Source organism: Bradyrhizobium sp. 25ACV (assembly GCF_054863005.1).
Map to the genome: position 1 here is coordinate 266,807 of NZ_JAVAYO010000003.1, position 24,989 is coordinate 291,795.

Below are 24,989 nucleotides of genomic sequence, written 5' to 3' on the forward strand. Positions count from 1 at the left end.
GCGCTGCCATCCCGGCGAGACGCTCGAGGATCTCAAGCGGCGCGCATCCTTTTCGAGAGAGGACAGAGGCCTGCTGCGGGACTGGATGGCGGTCGCGGCGGCTCGCGCCGCGGCCGCATGCAGGGCTAAGGGATGGCACTAAGCCGCGCGCTCATAAAATCGACCGCTTGTGGGCGGCGCTGTACCGGGTCAATCTGCGGAAATTGCCGCTCGCAACGGAGCCAACCACATATGAACCCTTTCAGTCGCTCGCTCATACCCATGCTCTTGGTCGCAGGTGGAGCGGTCTCAGCACGCGCAGATGATAAGGCCGACGTGCTTGCAGCGAACACGCAGGTCGAACAGGCTTTCTCCAAGCTGGACGTCAAGGCTATCGAGGCGACTTGGGCCCAGGACGGATCTGTTTCTGTCATACACCCCGCAAGTAAAGCACCGCTCCTGGGTTGGGAGGCCGTCCAAAAAAGTTATGCGGACCATCCAGTTCGGTACAAGGACTTCTCCGTTGTGATGGACAATCCGCAGATAGCGATCAACGGCAACATCGCTTGGGTCGTAGGTGTTGAAACGGTGTACGCGCATCGAGCGAACGGTGACGTGCTCGACATTTCGGCGCTTGCGACGAAGATATTCGAAAAGCGCAGTGGCGAGTGGCTGCTGGTGCACCATCATGCCAGCCGTATGCCTTAACCGCTGAACACGCGTTGGAAGCGCCGTTGGTCGCGTCAGGCAGGCTGTGGCCGCTCTCACGGCGCCCTGGCACTCGGCGATCCGCTGCCCACCGTTGCCGGCCCGACCGAAAGACCGGAAGCTTACAACAATTCCGGTTCAACTAGGCGAGGCCCCGGTGTCGAGCAACTGCGAGACGGCCGCAGCCGGTTGCACCGGCGCGACCGAGCCGGGTCGTCGCGCGTGCGGCAGTGCGTTGGTCCGCGGCGCCGTGTCAAGCCACTGGCACACCGTAATAGGCGTTCACGGAGCGCGTCGTCGCGGGGTCGCGCCAATTCCAAGTGCTCTCGTCGGCGTATTTAGGGGCGCCGCGGAGCTGGTCCTGGGATATGCCGGTGACGTAGCCGCCGAGGTTGGTATCGTATTTCAGCGCCTGCCAGGGCAACGGATAGTGATCGTCGCCGATGCCGAGCAGGCCGCCGAAGCTGAGCACTGCGTACGACACCTTGCCGCTGACCTTGTCGATCATGACGCGCTCAATATAGCCGACCTTTTCGCCGTCGGATCCGTACACGTTCGTGCCCTCGACCTTATCGCTTCCTATCAGGCTGAACGTCTCGCGATCTTCCATGACCATGTTGACCTCCTTGGATGTTGTCTTCTGGAGGCAACGGGACCGCGATGGCTCCGTTCCTGACTGGTTGCCGCGGTCTCGCCCTCCGCAACGGGTGAATTGGTCGGCTACCGGACCGACAAAGGCGTCGGCGAGCGAGGAAGAAGAGCGAGACTCGATACAACAGGTGGATGGCATCGGCTGAATGCAGCCGCGCTAGGGCAGCCCTGACCGCCGGGACTGAGAAGCCTCGGCAGGTTCTCCTATGACGCGTTAGCCCGGGCTCGCTCCCGGGAGGCCCACCTTCGCTGGCCGCGTTCGCGCCGCCGCAGCCAGCCTCGGCGGGAGGCTGCAGCACGGGCAGAGATTTGGGCTGGGCAGGCACCGCCTCCTCGACCCGCTGCGGTTCGGAGGCGCCTGGCGGGGCCTCCATGAGCTCAAGCACGTGCCGCCCCTTTTCGGTGATGCGCCAGCCACCGTTCAGGCGTTCGATGAGACCTTGCGAAAAGATATCCCAGATCCGGCACGCGCGATGCCAGCCGCTGGTGCATTCAGCCCAGTCCCGCCCGCTGGTTGCGTCCTAGCCCGACTTCGAGAAACCGCGCGCACCGAACGTTTGGCGCTGCGCAACCAACCCGCTTGAGCCGCCACGTCCGAGCTCTCTCCTCTCGACGCCGCACGAGGCTTCCCTACGGTGGACAGCTAACACGGCCAGCATAAGCTTTAACCGTCACGGCGAACTTTGCGTCGTGACGCGATGCCCCTCCCGCTCGGCTTTAACAGCCATTAAGCCGGCCATTGCACGATAACGGGCGGGCCCGGTTGCTTCGTCCCCGCCCCTGTAGGTGGGGCCCGTGCTCCCGGCTGTCTGGTCCGCCGGCTTTCAAATCTCGAAGGAACAAACCGCGGGGTTCGACATTATGTGGACGCCGCCGGCCTGACGCGCTTGGGCGCCGTTTCCGGGCCCAAGCCATGCTCGGTAGCTCGAACCCACTTCGCTCTGAGGAGGAATTGGAGATGAGCACCTGTCGGTTCTATCGAATCTGCCCGCGATCCATTCGGACGGCGGGCTCTCCCGCTACCTCGCCACCATTCGCAAGTTTCCGCTGCTCAGTCCGGCCGATGAGGCTACATACGCGCGCCGCTGGCGCGAGCACGGCGATCGCGACGCGGCCTATTGCCTGGTCACAAGTCACCTCCGGTTGGCCGCCAAGCTGGCCCTGCGGTATCGCGGCTATGGCCTTCCCGTCGCCGACTTGATCTCGGAGGCGAATGTCGGCCTGATGCTGGCGGTGAGGCGCTTCCAGCCCGAGAAAGGCGTTCGGCTCGCGACCTATGCGATGTGGTGGATCAAGGCGACGGTCCACGAATACATTCTCAGGTCCTGGTCGCTGGTGAAAATAGGCACCACTGCAGCCCAAAAGAAGCTGTTCTTCAACCTGCGAAAACTCAAGAACCGGATTTCTGCAAGCGAGGACGTCGACCTATCGCCGCAGCAGGCCGAATATATCGCCGGCGAACTAAAAGTAGCTCCGGGTGAGGTCGTCGAGATGAACGGGAGGATCCGGGGTGACACTTCGCTCAACCTGCCCATGACTTGGGAGGACGGATCCGAGGAAATCCAGAACCGGCTGATTGATCCGGCCCCAGACCCGGAAACGCTGCTATCGGAAACGGAGGATCGCAACCGGGTAAGGATTCGCACTGGACGACGCGCTCGCGCTCCTTAACCCCCGCGAGCGCCGTATCGTCGGCGCGCGATTCCTGGCCGAACGGCCGAAGACCCTGGAGGAGCTCGCCACCACCTTCGGCGTGTCGCGCGAGCGTGTCCGCCAGATCGAGGTTCGCGCACTACAAAAGATGAGGGGCGCGCTCAGGGCTCGCTTGGATGGATTGCCTCCTGGCTTTCCCGGCGGATGCCCCGTCCGGCGCAGCGGCTACTGCGGAGAGATAGAAATGAGGATTGCACAGATAGCCCCGCTATTCGAGAGCGTCCCGCCCCGGCTCTATGGGGGAACGGAGCGGGTCGTTTCCTGGCTGACCGAGGAACTGGTCCGACAAGGCCACCAGGTGACGCTGTTCGCGAGCGAGGATTCCATCACCTCCGCCGAGCTCGTCCCCTGCACGCCTCGCGCGCTGCGCCTCGACCCCGACGTCCGCGACGCTCTTCCCCACCAGATGATCATGCTCGACAAGGTGCGCGAGCGCGCCGACGAGTTCGACATTCTCCACTTCCACTCCGACTATCTGCATTTTCCGCTGTTCCGATCTGAACGCGGCAGGACACTGACTACGCTGCACGGCAGGCAGGATCTTCCGGATCATATGCCGTTCTACCGCCGGTTTGCGGACATGCCGCTGGTTTCGATTTCGAATGCGCAACGGTCGCCGCTTCCAGGGGCGAATTTCGTGGCAACGGTGTATCATGGCCTTCCACTCGATCTGCACATTCCGAGCTACAATCCGAAAGGCGGCTATCTGGCGTTTCTCGGCCGGATCTCACCGGAGAAACGTCCCGACCGCGCCATCGCAATCGCGCGGGCGTCCGGCCTTCCGCTGAAGATAGCTGCGAAGGTCGACAAGGCCGACGACGCCTATTTCCGCGGTGTCATCGCCCCGATGCTGGACGAGCCGGGAACTGAGTTCATCGGCGAGATCAATGAGAGCGCCAAGAGCGAATTTCTCGGCGAAGCGGCCGCGCTGCTCTTTCCAATCGACTGGCCGGAGCCTTTCGGCCTAGTCATGATTGAAGCCATGGCCTGCGGCACGCCGGTGCTCGCATTCCATTGCGGATCGGTCCCGGAAATCGTCGAGGACGGACTGACCGGACGCATCGCGTCCGACGTCGATGAGGCTGTGCGGGCCATTCCCGGATTGCTGCAACCCGACCGCAAGGGCGTCCGTGCCCGTTTCGAGGAACGTTTCTCCTCCGCCCGCATGGCCGCGGACTACGGCCGGATCTACCAGAGGATGCTTCGCAGGCTTCCGACACCCGGCTCCCGCCATCGGCACTCGCTGCGCGTTCGGCCACCCTCCACGGACAGGGCCCCAGAAGCGCCGCCCACGGCCACGTAAATTGAAGGCACGACCTGCGGCACTGCGGAAAGTCGGCGAGAGGAGCCGCGCGCCGTTGAGATCACCCACTGACGGCTCGCGGTGGCGCGGCAATGTCATCGCGGAAACGTCTGCCCGCGGTTCGAAAAATTTAGGTGACTCCTCTTGACCTCAGCTTTGCCTCGCCTAAGTCGATTTTGCCGGAGGGCCGGTTACGGCCCCGGTTCTGATGACATCGCTGAATTGCAGGGAGGATGTGCATGCATTTCCGTCCATCGCACGATCGCGTGCTGGTGCGACGCATCGATGCCGAGGAGAGGACTGCCGGCGGCATCATCATTCCGGACACCGCGAAGGAAAAGCCGCAAGAGGGCGAGGTGATCGCCGCCGGTCCGGGCGGCCGTAACGAACAGGGCCAATTGGTGCCGCTCGACGTGAAGCCTGGCGATCGGGTCCTGTTCGGCAAATGGTCCGGTACGGAGGTCAAGATCGACGGCAAAGAACTTCTCATCATGAAAGAGAGCGACCTCCTGGGTGTCGTCGAGAAGACCTCCGCGACGAAGAATGCCGCTTGAAGCGCTGACAGTCATAAAGGGGAAAGGAGAGAACGTCATGGCTGCCAAGGAGGTAAAATTCTCAACGGAAGCTCGCGATCGCATGCTGCGCGGCGTCGATACGCTGGCAAACGCCGTCAAGGTGACACTCGGGCCGAAAGGCCGCAACGTCGTGATCGAGAAATCCTTCGGCGCGCCGCGCATCACCAAGGATGGTGTCACGGTCGCCAAGGAAATCGAGCTCGAAGACAAGTTTGAGAACATGGGCGCGCAGATGGTCCGCGAGGTGGCGTCCAAAACCAGCGACATCGCCGGCGACGGCACGACGACCGCGACCGTGCTGGCGCAATCGATCGTCAAGGAAGGCGCGAAGTCCGTTGCTGCGGGCATGAACCCGATGGACCTCAAGCGGGGCATCGACCTAGCGGTCGAGGCGATCGTCAATGATCTCCGATCGCACGCCAAGAAGGTCACCGCGAACGACGAGATCGCCCAGGTCGCTACGATCTCGGCGAATGGCGACACCGAGATCGGCCGCTTCCTCGCCGAGGCCATGCAGAAAGTCGGCAATGAAGGCGTCATTACGGTGGAGGAGGCAAAGAGCCTTAATACGGAGTTGGAGGTGGTCGAGGGCATGCAGTTCGACCGCGGCTACATCTCGCCTTATTTCGTCACCAATGCCGAAAAGATGCGAGCCGAGCTCGAAGACCCCTACATCCTGATCCATGAGAAGAAGCTGTCCGCACTGCAATCGATGCTGCCGCTGCTCGAGTCGGTGGTGCAGTCGGGCAAGCCGCTGCTGATCATCGCCGAGGACATCGAAGGCGAGGCGTTGGCGACGCTGGTCGTCAACAAACTGCGCGGCGGGCTGAAAATCGCAGCCGTCAAGGCACCGGGCTTCGGCGATCGCCGCAAGGCGATGCTGGAGGATATCGCGATCCTCACCGGTGGCACAATGATCGCCGAAGATCTCGGCATCAAGCTCGAGAACGTCACGCTCAACATGCTCGGCCGGGCCAAGAAGGTGGTAATCGACAAGGAGAATACCACCATCGTCAACGGCGCCGGCGCCAAGAAGGACATCGAGGCGCGCGTCGCCCAGATCAAGCTGCAGATCGAGAAGACGACCTCGGATTACGATCGCGAGAAGCTGCAGGAGCGGCTTGCCAAGCTCGCCGGCGGCGTGGCCGTGATCCGGGTCGGCGGCGCCACCGAAGTCGAGGTCAAGGAGCGCAAGGATCGCGTTGACGATGCGATGCATGCGACGCGCGCCGCTGTGGAAGAAGGCATCCTGCCGGGCGGCGGAGTGGCGCTATTGCGCGCGCTCAAGGCGCTTGAACGCGTCAAGACCGCCAACGACGACCAAAAAGCCGGCGTCGATATCGTGCGGCGCGCGATCCAGATGCCGGCCAGGCAGATCGTCGAGAATGCCGGAGAAGACGGCTCGCTGGTGGTCGGCAAGCTGATGGAGAAAAGTGACTACAATTGGGGCTTCAACGCGGCGACCGGCGAGTACCAGGATCTGGTGCGGGCCGGTGTGATCGACCCGGCCAAGGTGGTTCGCACGGCCTTGCAAGATGCCGCATCTATCGCCGCCCTCCTGATCACCACCGAGGCGCTCGTCGCCGAGAAGCCGACGAAGGCGGAAGCCCCCGCCGCGCCGCCGATGGACTTCTAACTTGGCGGACAAGCCAACGGACCTATCCCTCGAACCAGGAAAGGACACATCGACAATAGGAGCTATCAGATGAGCAGGAATCTTCAGCGAAGGCTGCGTAGGAATGGAGCGGCGACCGTGCACTGGCTGATGTTCACCCTGCTGCACCACGATCGCTTGGATCAGTCTTTTTCGAACGATAGGAGGATGAGATGATCGCCGATCACACCATTATCTCCGCTCGGGCGGAGAAATCCCAGATGGTCCCCGCGCAACGCCTGGTGCGGCGGATACTCACGGCGTCCATGGCTGCGCTACTCATGCTGCCGTCGCTGGCGGCCTGGGGAACGGATCGTATGCCGGGCAAACCTGGTTCGGCCGACGCCTTCGAAAGGAAGATCGCGCTCCCGCCGATTCCCCATCTCGAGTCGATGCCATGGATGACGTGGAATGCGGGCGTGAACACCCTGAAGGTCGATACGCTGCGGCCGCCGCAAACGCCACATTGGCTCGCGCCGGTGCCACGCGAGTTCACGGCACCATCGTTCAGCTCTTGACGGCGTGAGCGAACAATCTCGCTCGCCGACTGCTCGGGGCACAAGCTCGGTACCATGATCAAAATCATCGTCGGCCGGGGCGCAGGCTTTCAGCCGCAGCAGGGGAGCCGTCGGGGACGGCGAAGGTGATCTGGACGGCTGGGGCATGTGCCCGGGCCCGGCCACACATGCTTTATGATCCGGAGAGCAGGCCGCCGGCTCACCATGGCTCGGTTTTGCCGGAACTTGGGGTGATCGCGCGACCAGGGGCGTTCGGGAAGGTTCACAGTGGGTCTTAATCGCCGCCCTGCTCGAGGTTCTCACGTTCGAGCCTCCGACGACGCGGGCGCCGGCGCTCGCGCTACTGCTCGAAACCGCCCGCAAGCCGACGTTGCGGGTCTGGGCGGAGCAAACCGCATTCGAACTCGAGGACTCCTTAAAAGGCCGGGGTACCGTTGGAATGACCGCAGCGAAGGTCGTCCGAAGAGATGGTACATCGACGTCTGTGAGACCGCCGGAGACGACGAGATCGCGTTTGTGCGAACCGAGATCTACATGCGTGACTATCGATCCCGGCATGCAGCGGCTGACCGCCCTCACTCGCTTTCCTGCAGGGCCTGAAGGCGCCCGCCGGACCGATCGGGAGCGTTGGCCTAACGGCCGAGCCGCTTCTCGACGCGCTTGCGGCTGTTGCCGATGGCGTAGGCGATCTGCGCCTCGTCATCATCGGGATAGCGCGCCGCGACGGCCTCAGTTGCCTTGAGATAGGCCTGCGCGCGCTGGCCAAACGTCGTCTTCTCGTCCCCCGAGTAGAAGGCCAGAAGCGCGTGGACATAGTCGCGTTCGCGGTCGCTCTTGATGCCGAGTGCTTTGGCCTTCTGCAGCGCGGCGAGCCCCTCCACGAGGTTTTCCTTTGGCGCAGGAAAATGGGGATTGTAGAGCAGCCTCAGTGCAATTCCCCAATAGGCGATCGCGCATTCCGGATCGGCCTGCAAAGTCTCTTCGAAAATCTCTTTCGCGGGCCGGTACCAGAACGAGTGCTGATAGCGCATGCCGCGATCAAAGCGGCGCTGCGGCACCTCGTTGCAGGAGGTCTGGAAGTGAACCTTGCCAAACTGCTCGTCAGTCGCATCCTGTGCGTGTGCGCTGGACGTGGCGGAGATCGAACCGAGGGTAGCGAGGAGAAGAGAGACACTTTTCAAGGCGAGAGCGCGCATGAGCCCTCCGTTTCTGGCCAGAAAATGGATTCAGAAGGCGCCGATAAAACCTGTGCGCCGAAGTTCGTCGCGCTGAAATTACGTGTTGGAAGGATTTGCCCATTCGACGGGTGTCAATAGGAGGGAGTGAGGTGGTTAGGTTAGTACGCCTGTCAGACTTCATTCTCCCGTCAACCAAATTTTTCGGAAAGCGAAGCGTCACCCGCAAAGCCGCCAAGATGCAAAGTCGATGGCGCAGGTGCAAAGAAGGCTGCATGACGGCGATTGGCCTTCAGCCGAAGGATCACGTCGAGCTCAGCATGACAGCAATTGAGGCCACACCGGACGTGCGGAGAACGCGGCCAGATCGACGGGAATGACCCATACCCCAGCCATCCACTCACGCAACGAGCCTCGGGGAATCCTGACCACCGGCACCGTCGGGTAGCCGAGACACCGTCCAGAATTATTGACAGGTCTACCGCGGCGTGTTGAACTTAAGTGCATCCTGCCGGCGCCTCTGCGGCTTTGCACAGAAGCAAAACATAACAAAATTTGCGCGACGAGGGAGGCAAAGAATGACTGGCAAATATTTGACGGCAATGGTCGCTCTTCTCGCGGGTGTATTGTCGAGTACGGCACTAAGCGCGCAAGACCTTAAGCTCTACGCGTTCAGTTCCGGCGCGTTGACTCTCGGCAAAGGATTTTTGGTGAACGGCGCCCCCATGGAGCCGGCGATCCAGGTTCCGGTCGGTTTTTACGTGATCAAACATCCGAAAGGGAATGTTCTTTTCGATACGGGTAACAACGACAAGATTATCACCGACCCAGGCTACTGGGGTGCCGCGTTCACCGGGTTGAAGCCGGTCAACACGCCAGATGTCGCGATCGATACGCAGCTGAAGAAAATCGATCTCACGCCCGACGATATCACCTACGTCGTGGTGAGCCACCTCCACCTCGACCACGGCGGCAACGTGGCCAAGTTCCCGAAGTCGACGCTCGTCGTGCAAAAGAGCGAGCTTCAGAACTTCTTCTGGCCGGAGCCCGGCACCGGCTCCAATTACGTTCTCGGCGACGTCCTGCCGCTGCGCGGGAACATGACACCAAGCGCAAACGCGGTGAAGATGTTGCAGCTCGAAGGCGATCAGGACCTGTTTGGAGATGGCACGCTCATCGTGAAGCGCTGGGTTGCCCACACGCCGGGTAGCCAGATGATGACGGTGCGGCTGAAGAACACCGGCCTCACCATCCTCACCGGGGACAACGTCTATTTGCGGGAGAACGTCGAGCAGAACATACCGCCAAGCACCCCGTTGGTCTATTCGACATCGGGATTCTACTCGGCCTTCGAGTGGATCAGGCGGGAGATGGCGACGCAGAAGGCAAATTTCTTCACCGCCCACGACCCGGACGCGTTCAAGGCGATGAAGAAGGCGCCGGAATTCTACGATTGACCGGCTCGACGCCGACACTGGACCTGCACCTGACCGATCGACCGGGCCGAGCCCCGGCGGGGCTTGGCATTACGCCGGCCGAAAGCTCGCGGCACGGCATCGCCGTCGCCTCCGTCGAACGGCTTGGCAAACGTTACGGCCGCCGCCAGGCACTGGACGGCGTCTCGTTCGAGGTGAACGAGCGGGAAGTGGTGGGCCTGCTTGGTCCCAACGGCTCGGGTAAGACCACCATCTTGCGCATCATCACCGGCTATCTGCGGCCGAGCGAAGGAACTGTCCGCATCGACGGCTTCGACGTGGTCCGCGACGGACACCAGGCGCGCGCGCGGATCGGCTACGTACCGGAGAACGCCCCGCTCTACGGCCATATGCGGGTGGACGAATTTCTCGACTTCATGGGACGGTTGCGGGGCTTACGGGGAGGTGCATTGCGCCGAGGCATCGAGTCCGCCCGCGCGCGGCTCGCGCTCGAGCCAGTCGGCGACGCCGTGATTGGCCGGCTGTCGCGCGGCTATCGGCAGCGCGTCTCAATCGCCCAGGCCGTGCTGAACGAACCCAAGCTGTTGGTGCTCGACGAGCCGACCAACGGCCTTGACCCGCGTCAGGTCATCGAGCTGCGCGGTCTGCTGCGGACCTTGGCCCGCGATAGCGCGGTTCTTGTCACCTCGCACGTCCTTGCCGAGATGGAACGCGTGGCCGATCGGGTCGCGATCCTGCTCGACGGGCGGCTGCTCACCGTCCACCACCTGGCCGGCGCCAGGCGCGGCGCCTCGCTCCGGGTCCGCGCCCGAGCAGATCGGGCGGACGAGGTCGCGGCGGCCTTGTCGGGCCTGGCGGGGATCGACAGCGTGACCCGGGAGCAGCCGGATGGGGACTTGGCCGGCTGGCGGGTGGAGGTGTCGGAGGCCGGCGCAGCGCCGCACGTCGCCGAGACCCTTTGCCTCGCCGGCATCGCCAGCGTCGAGACGGTCGAGACGGCTTCAGACCTGGAGGAGCTGTTCCTCCGGCTAACGGCGAGCCGAGCGCTCCAGTGACGGCGTTCCTCGCCCTGGTTGCCAAGGAGTTGCGCGCGCTGTTCGTCTCGCCGATCGCTTACGCCGTCATTGCCGTCTTCCTTGTGCTCAACGGCTACGGCTTCGCCGTCACGCTCATCGCCACCAAGCAGGCGACGCTGGTGAACGTCTTCTTTCAGGCGGCCGTGCAGCTGGTCCTGTTCGTGCCACTCGTTACCATGCGGCAGTTCGCCGAGGAACGCCGGGGCGGCACCCTCGAGCTGCTGCTGACGGCGCCGGTGCGCGAGGGCGACATCGTGCTGGCCAAGTTCGCAGCCTCGATGGGCATGCTGCTCGCGATGGTCGCGCTCACTTTGGTGTATTCAGGGATATTGGCGCGGTTCAGCACTCCCGATTGGGGCCCGATCTACAGCGGCTACCTCGGCCTCACCCTGCTTGCCAGCGCCCTGGTCTCGATCGGTCTTGCCGTTTCCGCGCTCACCGCCAACCAGGTCGTGGCCGCGGTCGTTTCGCTCGGCGTGTTCGGGATGCTGTGGGCGATCGACGCCTGGGCCGCGTTGCTGCCGTCGCCGATCGACAATTGGGTGCTCGGGCTGTCGCTGCTGGCGCGCTTCCAGCCTTTTGCCCTCGGTGCCATGTACGCTTCGGATTTCGGCTTCTTCCTCGCGGTGACCCTGCTCGGGCTGTTCCTCGCCGTGCGCGGGCTGGCCCGGCGCTGACGCCATGGAGCACCCCGAGCTAGACTGGAACGCATTGCTCTGGGCTGGTGGCTGGCTCGCCGCCGTCCTGGTACTGTTCGCGACCGGGCTGAGGCTGCCGCTGCAGACCGGGCTCGCGGGCTGGCGGGGGCGGGCCTACTCGGCCGGAGTCATCCTGATCGCGCTCGGCGCCGCGGTGCTGGCCAATGTCGCGCTGCATCTGCATGACGCGCATTTCGACCTGACTCGCGAGAAGGTCTATACGCCCTCGGGGGCGGCCATGCGGGCGATTGACGAGGTCTCCCGCGAGGTAACCGTCACCTACTTTTATCGGTCGCAGGATCCCGCGGGGCGGCGCGCGCGCGACCTCCTTGCGATCATGGCCCGGCGCAACCCGCTGCTCAAAGTCGTCGCGGTCGATCCGGACCGGGACCCGAGACTCGCGCGCGAGAAGGCAATCCAGATCTACAATGCCGCGGTCGTGGAGGCGGAGGGACGTCGGGTGTTGGTGCAAGGTACGGACGAGACGGAGATCGCGATAGGTATCCAGCGCGTATTGCGCGGGCGCGCGATTACGGCCTGCTTCCTCGAGGGCCACGGCGAGCTGCCGATGGACAACTTCGAGTACCACACGCACCTGGAAAGCGGCGCTGGCCACAGCCACGACGACGCCAGCTCGCAGGTGGTGGAGATGCCGGGCCACGGCGCGGGGCGGCTGCGCCGCGCGCTCGAAGCGCAGGGTTATGAGGCGCGGAAGCTCATCCTCGCCACCGAGGGCGACGTGCCGACCGGGTGCACCCTCCTCGTCGCGGCCAATCCGCGGACCACGTTCCTGCCGGCTGAAAGCGCGGCCTTGCGCGCCTATCTGAAGCGCGGCGGGTCGGCCCTTCTCCTGCTGGACCTGGGTTTCGTGCTCGAACCCGGGCTCGCCCGGCTCGTGGCCGAGCTCGGCGTCCGCCCGGAGCAGGAGGTCGTCGTCGATCCCTTGAGCCACTACTCGACCAACCCCGAGATCGTGGCGGTCACGGGCTACGACCCTCACCCGGTTACGCGCTCGGTCTCGCTCACCTTCTACCCCGGCATCCGCCCCATCACGATGCTGTCGACGGCGGGCGACCTCCGCGTCACCCCGCTGCTGCTCAGCAGCCGGGACAGCTACACGCGCCCGGTCAAACCGGTGGGGTCACACGCGGTCGAGCCTGACGCAGCGAGTGATAAGGACGCGGCAGCGCCCCCGGTCCCCGGCCCGCGCGTGTTGGGCGTCGCCGTGGAAGGGCGCCTTGACGGCAACTCCGAACCCATGCGCGCCATCGTCGTCGGCGACAGCGACTTCGCCAGCAACTCGTTCTTTCCTTATATGGCAAACAGTGACCTTTTGCTCTCGGCGGCCCGCTGGCTGGCACGTGAAGAGCGCACGGCGGCCGTCGCCGCGCGCGTTCCCGTGCCCTCCCTCATCGCGTTGACCGGGCGGCAGTCGAATGCGGTCTTCTTTCTGGTGGTCTTCGCAATGCCGCTCCTGGTGGTCGCGCTCGGCTGCGTCGTTTGGTGGCGGCGCCGATGAGGCGGCACGTGCTGCACCCCGTCCTCGCGGCGCTCGCGCTCCTCTACCTCGCGGCGATGGTGGTGAGCGGCGCCATGCCGGTGCAGCGCCAGCTCGTGCGGTTCGAGGCCAAGGGCGTGCTCAAGCGCGCGCCGGAAGAGGTCACGCGGGTGGAGTTGAGCCGCGGCACGCGGCGCGTTACCCTGCTTCGCGCGGGCGAGACGGCGTGGGCGACGCCTGACGGCGTCAACATCGGCACCGCCGGGCTCCGGGTCAGCAAGGCCGTCCAGATCATGCACAATTCGGGGCCTGTCCGCGAGATCGAGGCGGCGGAGCTGGCGGGCAGCGACCCGGCGCCGTTCGGCCTCGACCCGCCGCAGCTCTCCGTGAAGCTCTACGGAGGGGACGGCGAGCCGGTTCTCAGCGCCAGCTTCGGCGAGTTCAACCCCGAGGGGTACCTCCAGTACATGCGCATCGATGGCAATCCGCGGCTCTACCTCATGTCCCGCTTCGTCGGCGGCGAATGGGCCGAGGTCATGACTGAAGCGGCTGCGCGATGACCCCTCCTGCCTCTCTCCGCCGCGCGGCGCCGTGGGCTGCTCTCGCGCTGCTGCTACTGCTCGGACCAGCGCAAGGGCACATCGCCGGCTCGATGGGCTATGCCACCGTGAGCCTGCACGACGGAACTGTCCGATACAGCCTCACCCTCGGCCCCGATGCGCTCGCGGCGGCCGGCGGCGAGGCCGCCGGGGTGCGGCTGGCGCCCCGTGGAGACTACGCCACGCTGGCCGATTTGGTCGCGCGCAAAGTCGGCATTTCCGCGAATGGGGTGGGATGCGAGCCGGTGCCCGGAACGGTCACGCCGCCCACGCCCGACCGCGCCAATGCAGTAGTGATCATCGATTACGCCTGCCCTCGTACGCCGCGCGAACTTGTGCTGCGCGACGACCTGTCCGACGTCCTCGGCAACGACTACCACACGCTTGTCCGAGTCGAAGCCCTGGGGAGCGTGCAGCAATACACCCTCGAACGCGACCGGCGCGAGGCTCGCCTCGCTGTCGCAGCACCGAGCGGGAGCCCGGCGCCCGAGGTTACCGCCGGGAGCGGCGTCTTCGCCTTCTTTCGGCTTGGCATCGAGCACATCCTGACGGGAGTTGATCACCTCCTGTTCGTGCTGGCCCTCGTCCTGGGCGGCGGAGGAATCGGATCCTTGTTCGCCGTCATCACCGCCTTCACGGTGGCGCACAGCATCACCTTGGCCGTGGCGGTACTGGGCGCGGCGTCGCCGCCTAGTTGGATCGTCGAGCCGGTGATCGCGCTGTCGATCGTCTACGTCGCGGCCGAAAACATTTTCCTCAGACGCACGGCGTCGTGGCGCTGGGCCGTGGGCTTCGCGCTTGGCCTCGTCCATGGCTTCGGCTTTGCCGGCGCGTTGCTCGATCTCGATCTGCCCCCGGCCGCCCTGGCCGGCGCGCTCGTGTCGTTCAACCTCGGCGTTGAAGCCGGCCAGGCAGCGGTGATCGCCGCTTTCTTGCCGGTCCTCCTCTGGTTTCGGCGCGCCGCATGGGAGCGGCGGGCGGTAACGGCGCTCTCCGCGCTCGTGCTGGTCGCTGGGCTCGCCTTCCTCGTCGATCGCGTTCTGGTCGCCGCGAACTGGTGAAATTCCGCCAAGTCGGGCGACCGCCGCGTTATGTTGACCTCCTCAACTGGTGCGGCTGGTCATCTTCAAGTCGGGGAGGGCTTTCGATGCATCATCTGCTTCTGGGCCTGTTGCAGATATTGCAGGTAATTGGCATCGTCGCGCGATGATCAACAACTGGCTTGCCGATATTCGTACATCGGCTGTCTGTTTGATTGCTATTGCGCTGCTTACGCTGGCGCAGTCGCCTCTGCGCTGCCGGGTACACTCGCATCACTTAGAAGCATCCTCTTCGAGCACGTCCCGACCGACATCGACGCACCCGTTGGTGCGGATGTCTCCTGTTCGGCCCTTGGCGGACCTTCGCCAAGTCCCTGCCATGTCTGCTTTGGAGAGGTGAGCTGACCAGCAGGCTATTGAGGCTTCGGCTGCCAAACGCTGCCGCGGTTTGAATGGACTTGATCGGAGACGCCTTGAAATCGCTCGAGTGGACGGCTCGCCGGACCGAATAAGTGGTACACAGCGGTGGTCACAAAATTTGGCCGGGCTTTTCGGGAATCCTTGTTTCCTGCGGGTTTTTGCGCAATCCGGGCAAAGCGGATGAGAGTCCCGCTCTCTCCGCCAAAGTGCGCTTTAAAGAGCATGATGCGCCCTTGAGAATGACCGAAGGTGATTTCGTCGAGCCGCTCGGAAACCGCTGACGGGGCGAGGCTAATCGATGCCGGCTGTAATCGCCCTCGCGTAGACCTTGTAAACCCGCGAAATCATCAGGATGATCGGCGAGTCGTAGCATCGCTCGCGAGGCCTTCATGCGAAAATGCGAAGTCGCCGTGCTGGGTCTGGGACTCATGGGCGGAGCAGCGCTCAACTCATTGTTGGATGCCGGCGTCGATGCGCTCGGCTTCGACCCTGTCGGACCTGGTTCGGATCGAGGCTCGTCACATGGTTCATGTCGAATTTTCCGTCGCTTCAATTTCGAAAACCTCAACTACACCAGCCTGAGCGACGAGGCTCATGCCGGTTGGATCCGGCTGCAGACCGAAAGCCGTCAAACGGTTCTGACGGAAACCCCTGTTTTGGAGGCCGGCCTCCCTGGCTCTGCGATGGTGGCGTCGTCACGCGCGGCCGCGATCGCGAAAGGGCGCCCTGATCCGATGTTGACCGCGACCGTAGCGAACAAGGAATTTCCGGCTTTCGCCCTGCCCGACGACTGGGACGTCGTAGTACAAGACGGTGGCGCGATACTGCGGACCGGTGTCGTCATGAGACTGATGCGCTCACGCGCCGGCGAGCGCGTGATTCCGGAACGCGCGAGCTTCGCGCCCCGCCAGGACGGCGTGTCGATCCGCACGGCCAACCAGGAGTTCTTCGCCGAGCGCGCGATTCTGGCGTTAGGCCCATGGCTCGGTCGCGCACTCCCGAGGCTTGGCGCGCTGCTTAACGTAACCCGACAGGCGGTAGGCTGGTTCGAGCCGACCCGCCCCGACACTGTGGCGCTCGGTCATTTCCCTATCTTCATTCTGGAGCGAGGTCCGAACGACGTGGTCTACGGCTTTCCGGACTTCGAACAGCGCGGCGTCAAAGCGGCGCCTCACAACCACGGGCCCGTGGTCGGCCCCGACGACTGGCGTCCGCAGGCCACCGAGGCCGAACTCCGCCCGGTCGGCGAAGCGTTGGCCGCCCTTGTCCCGGGCGCGGCCGGGCCAATCATCTATCGAGACGTCTGCCTCTACACCAACACCGTGCCCGCCGACCGCCTGCCCGATGCTGGCGAGGAATTCATCATCGATCGCTGGCCGGATTCCCGCCTGATCGTCTGTTCCGCGTGTTCAGGCCATGGTGCGAAGTTCGCGCCCGCCATCGGGCAAAGGCTTGCCCGACTGGCTACCGATCCGTCCTACGAAGCAGAATCCTTCTTTCAGCTCTCCCGATATTCTCAATTCGCCTGAGCGGATATCGCGGCGTGGACGTATCGGCTACGTGACCCTGGCGGTGTCACTGGTCGATCTGTTCTGCGCCGGCGAGCTTCGGCGCGGGACCTCCGAATTCGCGCGCGAAGACTCTTCAAGCGCGAATTGAGCCTTGAGCCGTGGTGTGAAACGGCGTGGGGCCCCGACGCTGATCGGCACGATAAGTCTCTGATTCACATCACATTGAAGGGGGCATGCTTTGGTGCCGATTCACATCCCGGCCTTCCGCCGACCTGCACGCTCGTCGGCCGGACGTGCCGGGTGGTCTCGGGTCTCGCCGAGCATGCTTCGTCGCCGGGCCGTCAGGCGGCCGCTGTGCGACCACCGCAAATCCCCTGCCGCTTCGCCGGCGTGGGCCGCATCGTGTTGCATTGAGCGCCAGTAGATTCGTCTGTTCGGCAAGCCTCGATGGAGCTTGGCTTGACCGTCTGTTTTGCGCGCCGAACCGGGCGAGCGCTACGCCCGGACCCGACTTTCGATTTCGCCGCGCTCGATCATCAGCGTCACGTCGGCGACGGTCTCGAGCAGCTTCGGGTTCGACTCCGTGATCAGAAGGGTAATGTCCCGGTCCTGCGAACGAAGCCGACGCAGCGCCTCGGCGTACCTCTGCGCCAGCACTGGGGCGAGGCCCTGGAACGGCTCGTCCAGAATGACGAGGCGGGTGCCTAGCATCAGGGCGCGCCCGAGGGCGACCATCTTGCCTTGGCCGCCCGAGACGGAGCCCGCCGGGCGACTCGCCAGTTCCGTGAGCTCCGGCAGGACGGAGTAGGCTCGCTCCAGCCGCCGGCGCGCCTCGACCGCGCTAAGTTTCGCGACGCGACCGGGCAAAAGAATGTTTTCTTCCACCGTAAAGGCCGAGAAGAGACGACGGTCCTCGGGGGCGTAGCCGATGCCTAAGAAGGGCCGTCGGTGCGGAGGAACATGTCCCAGGTCCTGACCGCCCAGGCGCACGGTGCCGCTCGCTTTCGTGAAGCCCATGATGGTCCGTACCGTCGTGGTCTTGCCGGCGCCGTTTCGCCCGATGAGCGCGGCGGTCGCGCCCGGCGGCAGCGAGAAGCTGACGCTGCGCAGCACCGGCGCATCGGCGATCGCGACGTTGACGTTCTCGAAGTCCAGCATCGCCGTCATATGCCGATCACCTGTTCGCGGACCTTGGGATCGGCCAGAACATCCGCCGGCGTGCCGACCTTTTGGATCTTCCCGACGTTCCACACCGCGACTCGGTGGGCATAGCGCTCCACCATGTCCATGTCGTGCTCGACGAAGACCGAAGTCACCTTCTCCTTGGCGAGCGCCGACGTCAGGATGTCCATGATCTCCAGCTTCTCGGCGGAGGCGACGCCCGAGGTAGGCTCGTCCATCAGCAGCAGTCTGGGCTTCAGCGCGAGCGCCAGAGCGATGTCGACCAACTTGCGTTGTCCCTCGGGAAGCTCCCTCGCCTTGCGAGACGCGTACAACTTGACGCCGACGAGATCCAGAAGGCGCTCCATTTCAGGCAGCTCAGGCAGGGCGGAAAGAGCCGTGAAGCCGGAAGGGCTACCCAGCCGCGAGGCCGCGGCGATCAGCATGTTCTCCATCACAGTCTGATCGAGAAAAAGCTGCGGTATCTGAAAGGCCCGCGCGATGCCGAGCTTGGTGATCGTGCGCGGGAGCTGCGCCGTGATTTCCTGGCCTAGGAAGGTGATGCTTCCGGCCTGCGGCCGCAGATAACCCGTCGAGATGTTGAGGAAGGTGGTCTTTCCGGCGCCGTTCGGTCCGATGATCGCGAGGTTCTCGCCTTGGAGCACGTCCAGATCGATACCGTCGGCGGCGACGACGCCACCGAACCGGATCTTGATGCCCTTCGCGGAAAGGAGGACGTTGGCCATCAATGTCCTCCCTGCTTCGCCTGGCCGTAGCGCTGCCTGAGACCTATCAGTCCGTTGGGCGCATAGAGAATGATGACGATCAAGACCACGCCGAGGATCAGCTGCCAAGTGTCGGCCAGGTGGGCTGCCGCATAGAAGCGCACGCACTCGAACATCGCCGCGCCGGCGAACGCTCCGAAGGCGTGGGCGCTGCCGCCGAGGATCGCGATAAAGACGAACTCGCCCGACTTCGTCCAGAACCCGAACTCGGGCGTGGCGATCTGCTGGATGATCGCCACCAGCGTGCCGCCGATGCCGCCGAGAAAAGCCGAAATCACGTAGCCTATCAGAAGCACGCGCCGTGCGGACGTCCCGAGGTACTCGAGCCGGGTCTCGTTCGATTTGATGGCACGCAGCATGTGTCCGAGCGGGCTATCGAGATAGCGCTGCACGCCGTAGAAGGCGACGACCGCGATCAAGAGGCTCACGTAAAGAATGACGTACTGGAAGGTTTCGGGCGTAAACGACAGCCCCAACAGGGCCGGACGAGGGACCCGGATGCCGTCGGCGCCGTTGGTGTAATGAAACATCTTCTCCAGCAGCGACCACAGCACCATCGAAAACGCCAGATTCAGCATTCCGAAAAAGATTTCCCGGTAGCGCACGACGAAGAGCCCGACGATGAGGCCGAAGACGGCGGAGGTTATGCCGCCCAGCGCGATGAAGAGCACGATGTCGCCGCCACCGACGTACTTGGCCCAGAACGCCGCGGTATACGCCCCGGTAGCGAAGAACATTGCATGTCCGAACGACACCTGCCCCGCCTGCAGCAGAAGAATGATACCAAGAACGACGATGCCCTTCGCGAGGATCAACGCGAACAAGGTCGCCCAGCTCGATACCAAAAGGGGCGCGACGGCGCTGACCAGAAAGAAGATGATCGCGATCGTGGTGACCGGCTTGATGCGACCGCTCATCATATTTTCCTTACCTGCACGGCGCCGAACAGGCCGAATGGACGCACCAGAAGCACCAGCACCATCAGCAGATACGGAACGAGAACTTCGAATTCCGGCTGGAGATAGATCACGAAGGCACGGGTCAGGCCGATCATCAGCGCGGTGAGCGCGGAGCCCTCGATCTGGCCGAGACCCGCGGTCGCAGCGACGGCAAAGGAAAGCACGATCATATCGGCGCCCATACCGGGGACCAGCGAGGTGGTCGGCGAGGCCAGCGCTCCTCCCAACGCGGCCAGACTCGCGCCGATGACGAAGGTGACGAAATATACGCGTTTTGCGTCAATCCCGATGGCCGTCGAAGCTTCGCGGTCCTCCGTGACCGCAAGGATCACCGCTCCCGACAGCGTCCTGCGCAGGAAGTAGCGGAGCCCGAACAGCGTCGCCAATGCGACGCCGGGCAGCAGAATGACCTGGTACGACGTGTAGCTGACACCGAACACGGCGACGTTGGGAAGTAGTCTCAACGGCTCCGCGGCGAAGATGGGCTGCACGCCCCAGATCAGACGCTGCAGGTTGTCCATGATCATGAAGGCGGCGAAAGTGATCAGAAGCTGGAGGACGTCCTCCTGTCCGGAGAGCGGTCGCAGCAGAAACCGTTCGATGAAACCGCCGCACACGACGCCGATCACGATGGAGGCGGCCAGCAGCGCGGGATAGGTGAGCCAAGGCGAGATCGGCGCGATTGCAAGGCTGAACGTCGCAGCCAGGTAGGCGCCGAACGCGTACAGCGAACCGTGCGCGACGTTGACCACGCGCAGCACGCCGAAAATCAGGCTGAGCCCGACCGAGACCAAGAACACCAGTGCGGCGTAGCTGATCCCATCGAGGATAGCCAAAATAGCGAGTGTCGAGTTCATGATGGCCTTAAAAGGTCCGTCCTCCGGGACGCGGCTCGGAGGACGGGGATCAAAAGTCGAGCGTGCCGTTACTGAGCTTTGAAGGTCGGCACGTCCACCTTGACGAAGTCCGGCTTGAGCGTCTTGAGCCACTCAACCGACCGTACGCCCGCCGGGTTGGTGATCATCTTCGGATCGAAGATCATAATGTTGTCGAGCAGCTTGAAGTCGTACCCCGGAACGGATTTGGTGACGCCGACCAGCTGAGCTTCGAGACCCTGGTTGTCCTCGGGCCGCAGCGTAATCGGACGGCCGAAGCCGGTGGCGAACTCGATGCCCGCCGTCGCGTCGACGACCTGTTCGCGCGTGGGCCAGTTGCCGCCGTTGGACTTGATCGCCTTGTCGTAGGCCGTCTGCAGGGCCTTGAACGCCTGCGCCATGTGATAGACCGGGTAGATCGGCCATGCACCGGTCTTCGCCTTGAAGGCTTCATTGAACGCCTTGAAGGCCGCGTCGTTCTTCTTCTCGGGATGCAGGAACCAGTGGTCTCCGCGCGCGCCGACGATCAGGCCTTCAGGCAAGTCCTTGCCCAACCGCTGGATCGATGATTCGCCGATCCCGAGCACGAAGGTCGACTGCTGCAACAGGCCGCGCTGACCGGCCTGGCGGACCAGCGTGTCGAGATCTCCGCCCCAAGACGTGGTCAGAACCACATCCGGCCGCAGCGCCAACAGACGGGAAACCTCAGTGGAGTAGTCCGGTGCGCCGAACTTCGGGAAGAGCTCCGCGACGACTTGCACGTCCGGCTTCATCGCCTTGAGCGCGGTCGAAAAGATCTCCCAGCTCTCCCGACCCCATGCATAATCCTGATTGACCACCGCGATCGTCTTAAAGTCGGGCTTGGTCTTGAGCAGGTAAAGGAGCACGGCCAGCATTTCCGGCGTGCCGTTCGCCTGAGTCCGGAAATTGTACCGGTACTTCTTGGTTTCGAGGATGGAGGCCGCACCGCAGTCCCACATGAAATTCATGACTTTGAGGTCTTCGGCGACCGGCACCAACTGGGTGCAGCTGCCCGACGAGATCGAAGCAAACGTGGCATCGACCTTTTCGTCCTGCACCACGCGTCGGTAGTTCGAGACGAGCGCTTCGCCTCCCGCGCCTTCGTCGATGAAGGAGAGCTTGACCGGCACGCCGCCGATGCCGCCCTTCTTGTTGAGGTCCTCCGCGATCATCTCCGCCGCGGCCTTCGCCGGCACACCGAAGACTGACGCAGGGCCCGACAGGAACGTGGTGATGCCGATTTTGAGCTCCGAGGGCTTGCTCTGCGCAAGCGAGGTGCCCGTAAAGGTCGCAGCTACAAGCCCGGCCGCAACCGCAGCCTTGAGAAATTGCATCGAAAGTCCTCCCTGTTCTATGTGTCGCGCCCGGCTTCAGCCGCCGTGCGCTTCTTCTTGCAACAACGCTACTATAATTGTCGCATGTTGCCAGCCCTCTTGGCCGCCTCTTCGCATCCCCCGGGACAACCACCCGACCAGATCGCAGGGGCAGGTGGCCGGCCGGCGCGCCAAAGTAGGGTGTTCCTTACACCGTCGTTTGCCGCGATCCTTGGGCCCGCCGCATCGACAGCCTTGATCGACTCGTCAGGCTCCATGACAGGATTGAACGCGGGGATCGCTTCGTGACGCTCCTGGCACCCCTTGAAGCGCCCGGACGATCTCACGTAGACTGCCCGTGCGGGATCAAGCAGACTCCCGGCGAGACTTCGGTCCAAGTTCTACGCAGCACGCAACACGTGGAGCTTGCGCATGGATACCGAAAAGCAACTCTCTCCCCGACCTACAGTTGCCATCCTCTCGCGAGGAGATGCCGTCGCACGTCGAGAAGCCACCTGGAAAGGCGGCCGCTTCGTCGACGTCTTCGAAGCGCTCGCCGCCGTCGGCGTCGAAGGCCGGCCCGCCATCTATGACGAAAGCTTCGCCGACGCCGTCCGCGAAGAACTTCTCGTAGTGGATGGCGTGCTCGTCTGGGTCAACCCGATTCAAGACGGCCGAAACCGCGCTGGCCTCGACGCCCTGCTGCGCGACGTCGCCGCGCAGGGCGTATGGGTGAGCGCTCATCCGGACGTCATTCTCAAGATGGGCACCAAGGAGGCCCTCTATCGTACCCGCTCGATGAGCTGGGGAAGCGACACGGCGCTGTATCAAACCGCAGCAGCCATGCGCGCCGAGCTACCGAGCAGGCTCGCAACCGGTCCGCGGGTGATCAAGCGCAACCGGGGCAACGGCGGCCAGGGCGTCTGGAAAGTCGAAAAGCTGCCGAGTTCCTCCATGATCAAAGTCCTGGGCGCGACCAAGGACGCGCCCGAGGAGCTCACGATCGATGATTTTCTCCGTCGCTGCGCGGAGTATTTCGAGAACGGCAGCGTGATCGACCAGGCATTCCAGCCTCGCCTGAGTGAGGGCGTGGTGCGCTGCTACATGGCGGGCCATCGCTGCGCCGGCTTTGGCCATCATAAGGTCAAAGCCCTGGTCGACTCGCCGGCCGCACGTTCCGAGTCCGGACCGCGGCTCTACAGTTCGAATGCAGACCCCCGCTTCCAGCGGCTGCGGCGGTTGATGGAGGACGAGTGGACGCCGCAGCTCACCTCGTTGCTGGACCTCGCGCGAAGCGACCTGCCCGCGATCTGGGACGCCGACTTCATGCTCGGCCCCGTCCAGGCCGACGGGAGCGACAGCTACGTGCTCGGCGAGATCAACGTCAGCTCGGTGCATCCCTACCCGGACCAGGCGCCGGCGGAGATCGCCAGGCGGGTCGCCGACCGGCTGCAGCTTAAGCTCTGACGCATGCTGACGGTCAGCGGGCTCAAGCGCCTGCACCTCTCCGTATCATTCGACCTGCAGGACGGCGAATGCGTCGCCCTGCAGGGGCCTTCCGGAGTCGGGAAAACCTTGCTGCTCCGCTCCATCGCGGATCTCGATCCCAACGAAGGAACGGTCAAGCTGGACGGCACCCTCAGAGAGGCGATGCCTGCCCCGGCCTGGCGAACGCGGGTGACCTACCTCGCCGCCGAGCCGGGCTGGTGGTCCGACACCGTGCAAGAGCACTTCACGGCCTGGGATGATGCCCTGCCGCTGGTCGCGCGCCTGGGGCTGCCGGACGGCTGCGGACCGTGGTCGATCCAAAGACTTTCGACAGGCGAGAGATTGCGCTTGGGACTTGTGCGGGCGCTCATGCTGCGATCGCGGGTACTTCTGCTGGACGAGCCGACCTCGGCCCTCGACCCGGCAGCCGCTGCAGCCGTGGAAGGTGTGATTGCCGAACGCGTCTCGGACGGAACAAGTGTCCTCTGGACTACCCACGACGGCGCCCAAGCGCGCCGCGTCGGTGCTAGGATTTTTGTGATGAGACCCGACGGCAGGATCGAGGAAAACCGGCCGTGACCTACATCCAGCTTTCGTACAGCGACCTGGTCCTACCCGCGCTCCTTGTCGTCATGGACGGCGTCTTCTCGCTTATTCTCCGCCTCGAGCTTGAGAAGCAACTCGCGATTGCGACCATACGCATGGTGGTCCAGCTCGTCCTCGTCGGATACGTGCTGACGTTCCTGTTTGCCGCGGTGTCGCCGCTCTGGACCGCTCTCGCCGCCCTGATCATGGTCCTCTTCGCCTCGCGGGAAATCGTCGCTCGGCAGAAGCGGCGCCTTCAGGGCGTTTGGAAGTACGGCCTGGGCGCGGGATGCACGCTGCTCGCCGCGGGTACGGTCACGATGTTCGCCCTCCTGACGGAGCTACGTCCCGATCCTTGGTATCATCCGCGCTATGCGCTGCCTTTGCTGGGCATGATGCTGGGCAACACCATGACCGGAATTAGCCTCGGCCTGGACGTGCTGACGAACAGCCTGGTGCGCGAGCGGGCCGCCGTGGAAGCGTGTCTCGCGCTCGGCGGCACCCGACATCAGGCACTGCTGCCTGTGATACGGGACGCCTTAAGAAGCGGCTTCATGCCGATCATGAATAGTATGGCGGCGATCGGCCTCGTCTCCTTGCCGGGGATGATGACCGGCCAGATTCTCGCGGGCGTCGAGCCGGTCGATGCAGTGAAATATCAACTGCTGATTATGTTCTTGATCGCCGGCGGGACCGCGCTAGGGACGCTGGCGGCTGTCCTGGGTGGCGCACGCCTCCTCACTGACCATCGGCATCGACTACGTCTCGATCGCATAGACGCCGGGAAGTCCGCATAGAACGGGCATGGCGGTGGGGAGCCTTCGATCGTCTCGAAATCGGCCGAGATTGACCTCCCGAATGGCGGGCCAGGTGGTACACAGCGGTGGTCACAAATTCCGACCGGGCTTTTCAGGAATCCTTGTTTTTCGGCGGTATGCGCGCATGCGGCGCTGTGAGGCAGAGAGTCCCACTCTCTCCGCCACCTCCGATTTCAGCGTAGCGCTCGCCGGATGACGCTTCTCGAAATGACGCGCTACCTCCGCCAGAAGCGGCGCTCGCTCGGCCTGGCCGCTTGACCTAATTTTGGTACCTTCTTAGCTGCATCTGCGTCGTAGGAACTTATCGCGAGATCGTGCGGCGCCTCTCGGGCGCCACTCAGGCCCCTAACAGCGACAAGCTATGGTCGCTTCAGTGCAACGTTGCCTCCAACCGTGACCAGCCAACCCGCCGCATCCCCTCGCGGATAGT

At 63.8% G+C, this 24,989-nt stretch carries 22 protein-coding genes and 2 pseudogenes; 16 read left to right on the forward strand and 8 right to left on the reverse strand.

The window, feature by feature from the left end; genetic code table 11:
• Positions 1-231: 231 nt before the first annotated feature.
• The gene (locus tag RAD04_RS08345) at positions 232-687 is read left to right on the forward strand and encodes a YybH family protein (RefSeq protein ID WP_461623388.1); all 456 of its coding nucleotides are present in this window, start codon (positions 232-234) and stop codon (positions 685-687) included.
• Between the two features lie 253 nt (positions 688-940).
• Here RAD04_RS08345 and RAD04_RS08350 read toward each other — a convergent pair whose 3' ends face one another.
• Positions 941-1,303, reverse strand: a complete 363-nt coding sequence (locus RAD04_RS08350; RefSeq protein WP_461623389.1) for a PRC-barrel domain-containing protein — start codon at positions 1,301-1,303, stop codon at positions 941-943.
• Positions 1,304-1,542: 239 nt separating this feature from the next.
• Positions 1,543-1,856 (reverse strand): annotated as a pseudogene (locus tag RAD04_RS08355) (hypothetical protein); the annotation flags it as partial.
• A 448-nt stretch (positions 1,857-2,304) separates the two neighbouring features.
• Here RAD04_RS08355 and rpoH point away from each other — a divergent pair.
• The 5 genes and pseudogenes from rpoH to RAD04_RS08380 all read left to right on the forward strand — a co-directional run.
• A pseudogene (gene rpoH, locus RAD04_RS08360) lies at positions 2,305-3,166 on the forward strand (RNA polymerase sigma factor RpoH); the annotation flags it as partial.
• 69 nt (positions 3,167-3,235) lie between these two features.
• Positions 3,236-4,354: a glycosyltransferase family 4 protein gene (locus RAD04_RS08365; RefSeq protein WP_461623662.1), complete on the forward strand. Its 1,119-nt coding sequence runs from the start codon at positions 3,236-3,238 to the stop codon at positions 4,352-4,354.
• Between the two features lie 239 nt (positions 4,355-4,593).
• Positions 4,594-4,908 (forward strand): co-chaperone GroES, encoded by a 315-nt coding sequence (locus RAD04_RS08370; protein ID WP_461623390.1) that lies wholly within the window; start codon positions 4,594-4,596, stop codon positions 4,906-4,908.
• Positions 4,909-4,945: 37 nt separating this feature from the next.
• On the forward strand, positions 4,946-6,565 hold the full coding sequence (gene groL, locus RAD04_RS08375; RefSeq protein WP_461623391.1) for a chaperonin GroEL: 1,620 nt from the start codon (positions 4,946-4,948) through the stop codon (positions 6,563-6,565).
• A gap of 191 nt (positions 6,566-6,756) precedes the next feature.
• Positions 6,757-7,101, forward strand: coding sequence for a hypothetical protein (locus tag RAD04_RS08380; protein WP_461623392.1), 345 nt, complete (start codon positions 6,757-6,759; stop codon positions 7,099-7,101).
• A gap of 632 nt (positions 7,102-7,733) precedes the next feature.
• Here RAD04_RS08380 and RAD04_RS08385 read toward each other — a convergent pair.
• Positions 7,734-8,297, reverse strand: a complete 564-nt coding sequence (locus RAD04_RS08385) for a hypothetical protein (RefSeq protein WP_461623393.1) — start codon at positions 8,295-8,297, stop codon at positions 7,734-7,736.
• 557 nt (positions 8,298-8,854) lie between these two features.
• On the opposite strand from RAD04_RS08385, the gene RAD04_RS08390 reads away from it, so the two are divergent.
• The 7 genes from RAD04_RS08390 (at position 8,855) to RAD04_RS08420 (ending at position 16,572) form a co-directional block, all read left to right on the forward strand.
• Positions 8,855-9,733, forward strand: coding sequence for an N-acyl homoserine lactonase family protein (locus tag RAD04_RS08390; RefSeq protein ID WP_461623394.1), 879 nt, complete (start codon positions 8,855-8,857; stop codon positions 9,731-9,733).
• On the forward strand, positions 9,730-10,767 hold the full coding sequence (locus tag RAD04_RS08395; protein WP_461623395.1) for an ABC transporter ATP-binding protein: 1,038 nt from the start codon (positions 9,730-9,732) through the stop codon (positions 10,765-10,767). Before RAD04_RS08390 ends, RAD04_RS08395 begins: the two co-directional genes overlap by 4 nt.
• On the forward strand, positions 10,764-11,465 hold the full coding sequence (locus RAD04_RS08400) for an ABC transporter permease (RefSeq protein WP_461623396.1): 702 nt from the start codon (positions 10,764-10,766) through the stop codon (positions 11,463-11,465). The genes RAD04_RS08395 and RAD04_RS08400 overlap by 4 nt, the downstream gene beginning before the upstream one ends.
• A 4-nt stretch (positions 11,466-11,469) precedes the next feature.
• Positions 11,470-13,005, forward strand: a complete 1,536-nt coding sequence (locus RAD04_RS08405; RefSeq protein ID WP_461623397.1) for a GldG family protein — start codon at positions 11,470-11,472, stop codon at positions 13,003-13,005.
• 8 nt (positions 13,006-13,013) lie between these two features.
• A complete protein-coding gene (locus RAD04_RS08410) occupies positions 13,014-13,544 on the forward strand; it encodes a hypothetical protein (protein ID WP_461623398.1) in 531 nt (176 codons plus the stop codon).
• Entirely contained in the window at positions 13,541-14,644 is a 1,104-nt protein-coding gene (locus tag RAD04_RS08415; RefSeq protein WP_461623399.1) for a HupE/UreJ family protein, read from the forward strand. The genes RAD04_RS08410 and RAD04_RS08415 overlap by 4 nt, the downstream gene beginning before the upstream one ends.
• A 788-nt stretch (positions 14,645-15,432) precedes the next feature.
• Positions 15,433-16,572 (forward strand): FAD-dependent oxidoreductase, encoded by a 1,140-nt coding sequence (locus tag RAD04_RS08420; RefSeq protein WP_461623400.1) that lies wholly within the window; start codon positions 15,433-15,435, stop codon positions 16,570-16,572.
• 477 nt (positions 16,573-17,049) lie between these two features.
• Here the strand turns inward: RAD04_RS08420 and RAD04_RS08425 are convergent, their stop codons facing one another.
• The 5 genes from RAD04_RS08425 to RAD04_RS08445 all read right to left on the reverse strand — a co-directional run bounded on the left by RAD04_RS08425 (position 17,050) and on the right by RAD04_RS08445 (position 21,689).
• Complete coding sequence (locus RAD04_RS08425; RefSeq protein WP_461623401.1) at positions 17,050-17,721, reverse strand: ABC transporter ATP-binding protein; 672 nt, start codon at positions 17,719-17,721, stop codon at positions 17,050-17,052.
• Positions 17,718-18,461: an ABC transporter ATP-binding protein gene (locus RAD04_RS08430; protein WP_461623402.1), complete on the reverse strand. Its 744-nt coding sequence runs from the start codon at positions 18,459-18,461 to the stop codon at positions 17,718-17,720. The genes RAD04_RS08425 and RAD04_RS08430 overlap by 4 nt, the downstream gene beginning before the upstream one ends.
• On the reverse strand, positions 18,461-19,417 hold the full coding sequence (locus RAD04_RS08435) for a branched-chain amino acid ABC transporter permease (protein ID WP_461623403.1): 957 nt from the start codon (positions 19,415-19,417) through the stop codon (positions 18,461-18,463). Before RAD04_RS08435 ends, RAD04_RS08430 begins: the two co-directional genes overlap by 1 nt.
• Positions 19,417-20,316, reverse strand: a complete 900-nt coding sequence (locus RAD04_RS08440; RefSeq protein ID WP_461623404.1) for a branched-chain amino acid ABC transporter permease — start codon at positions 20,314-20,316, stop codon at positions 19,417-19,419. Before RAD04_RS08440 ends, RAD04_RS08435 begins: the two co-directional genes overlap by 1 nt.
• Positions 20,317-20,384: 68 nt before the next feature.
• Positions 20,385-21,689: an ABC transporter substrate-binding protein gene (locus RAD04_RS08445; RefSeq protein ID WP_461623405.1), complete on the reverse strand. Its 1,305-nt coding sequence runs from the start codon at positions 21,687-21,689 to the stop codon at positions 20,385-20,387.
• Positions 21,690-22,100: 411 nt separating this feature from the next.
• Here RAD04_RS08445 and RAD04_RS08450 point away from each other — a divergent pair, with 411 nt between their 5' ends.
• From RAD04_RS08450 to RAD04_RS08460, 3 genes are read left to right on the forward strand one after another with little or no spacing between them, the layout of a single operon-like run.
• Positions 22,101-23,135: a Cj0069 family protein gene (locus RAD04_RS08450; protein WP_461623406.1), complete on the forward strand. Its 1,035-nt coding sequence runs from the start codon at positions 22,101-22,103 to the stop codon at positions 23,133-23,135.
• Positions 23,136-23,138: 3 nt separating this feature from the next.
• Positions 23,139-23,735, forward strand: coding sequence for an ABC transporter ATP-binding protein (locus RAD04_RS08455; protein ID WP_461623407.1), 597 nt, complete (start codon positions 23,139-23,141; stop codon positions 23,733-23,735).
• Positions 23,732-24,538: an ABC transporter permease gene (locus tag RAD04_RS08460; RefSeq protein WP_461623408.1), complete on the forward strand. Its 807-nt coding sequence runs from the start codon at positions 23,732-23,734 to the stop codon at positions 24,536-24,538. Before RAD04_RS08455 ends, RAD04_RS08460 begins: the two co-directional genes overlap by 4 nt.
• Positions 24,539-24,989 lie beyond the last annotated feature (451 nt).

What these genes read in the sequence shown, in the direction of transcription:
- RAD04_RS08345 (WP_461623388.1), top strand. Translation starts at nt 232, where the DNA reads ATGAACCCTTTCAGTCGCTCGCTCATACCCATGCTCTTGGTCGCAGGT.
- RAD04_RS08350 (WP_461623389.1), bottom strand. Translation starts at nt 1,303, where the DNA reads ATGGTCATGGAAGATCGCGAGACGTTCAGCCTGATAGGAAGCGATAAG.
- RAD04_RS08365 (WP_461623662.1), top strand. Translation starts at nt 3,236, where the DNA reads ATGAGGATTGCACAGATAGCCCCGCTATTCGAGAGCGTCCCGCCCCGG.
- RAD04_RS08370 (WP_461623390.1), top strand. Translation starts at nt 4,594, where the DNA reads ATGCATTTCCGTCCATCGCACGATCGCGTGCTGGTGCGACGCATCGAT.
- groL (WP_461623391.1), top strand. Translation starts at nt 4,946, where the DNA reads ATGGCTGCCAAGGAGGTAAAATTCTCAACGGAAGCTCGCGATCGCATG.
- RAD04_RS08380 (WP_461623392.1), top strand. Translation starts at nt 6,757, where the DNA reads ATGATCGCCGATCACACCATTATCTCCGCTCGGGCGGAGAAATCCCAG.
- RAD04_RS08385 (WP_461623393.1), bottom strand. Translation starts at nt 8,297, where the DNA reads ATGCGCGCTCTCGCCTTGAAAAGTGTCTCTCTTCTCCTCGCTACCCTC.
- RAD04_RS08390 (WP_461623394.1), top strand. Translation starts at nt 8,855, where the DNA reads ATGACTGGCAAATATTTGACGGCAATGGTCGCTCTTCTCGCGGGTGTA.
- RAD04_RS08405 (WP_461623397.1), top strand. Translation starts at nt 11,470, where the DNA reads ATGGAGCACCCCGAGCTAGACTGGAACGCATTGCTCTGGGCTGGTGGC.
- RAD04_RS08415 (WP_461623399.1), top strand. Translation starts at nt 13,541, where the DNA reads ATGACCCCTCCTGCCTCTCTCCGCCGCGCGGCGCCGTGGGCTGCTCTC.
- RAD04_RS08420 (WP_461623400.1), top strand. Translation starts at nt 15,433, where the DNA reads ATGCGAAAATGCGAAGTCGCCGTGCTGGGTCTGGGACTCATGGGCGGA.
- RAD04_RS08425 (WP_461623401.1), bottom strand. Translation starts at nt 17,721, where the DNA reads ATGACGGCGATGCTGGACTTCGAGAACGTCAACGTCGCGATCGCCGAT.
- RAD04_RS08430 (WP_461623402.1), bottom strand. Translation starts at nt 18,461, where the DNA reads ATGGCCAACGTCCTCCTTTCCGCGAAGGGCATCAAGATCCGGTTCGGT.
- RAD04_RS08435 (WP_461623403.1), bottom strand. Translation starts at nt 19,417, where the DNA reads ATGAGCGGTCGCATCAAGCCGGTCACCACGATCGCGATCATCTTCTTT.
- RAD04_RS08440 (WP_461623404.1), bottom strand. Translation starts at nt 20,316, where the DNA reads ATGAACTCGACACTCGCTATTTTGGCTATCCTCGATGGGATCAGCTAC.
- RAD04_RS08445 (WP_461623405.1), bottom strand. Translation starts at nt 21,689, where the DNA reads ATGCAATTTCTCAAGGCTGCGGTTGCGGCCGGGCTTGTAGCTGCGACC.
- RAD04_RS08450 (WP_461623406.1), top strand. Translation starts at nt 22,101, where the DNA reads ATGGATACCGAAAAGCAACTCTCTCCCCGACCTACAGTTGCCATCCTC.
- RAD04_RS08455 (WP_461623407.1), top strand. Translation starts at nt 23,139, where the DNA reads ATGCTGACGGTCAGCGGGCTCAAGCGCCTGCACCTCTCCGTATCATTC.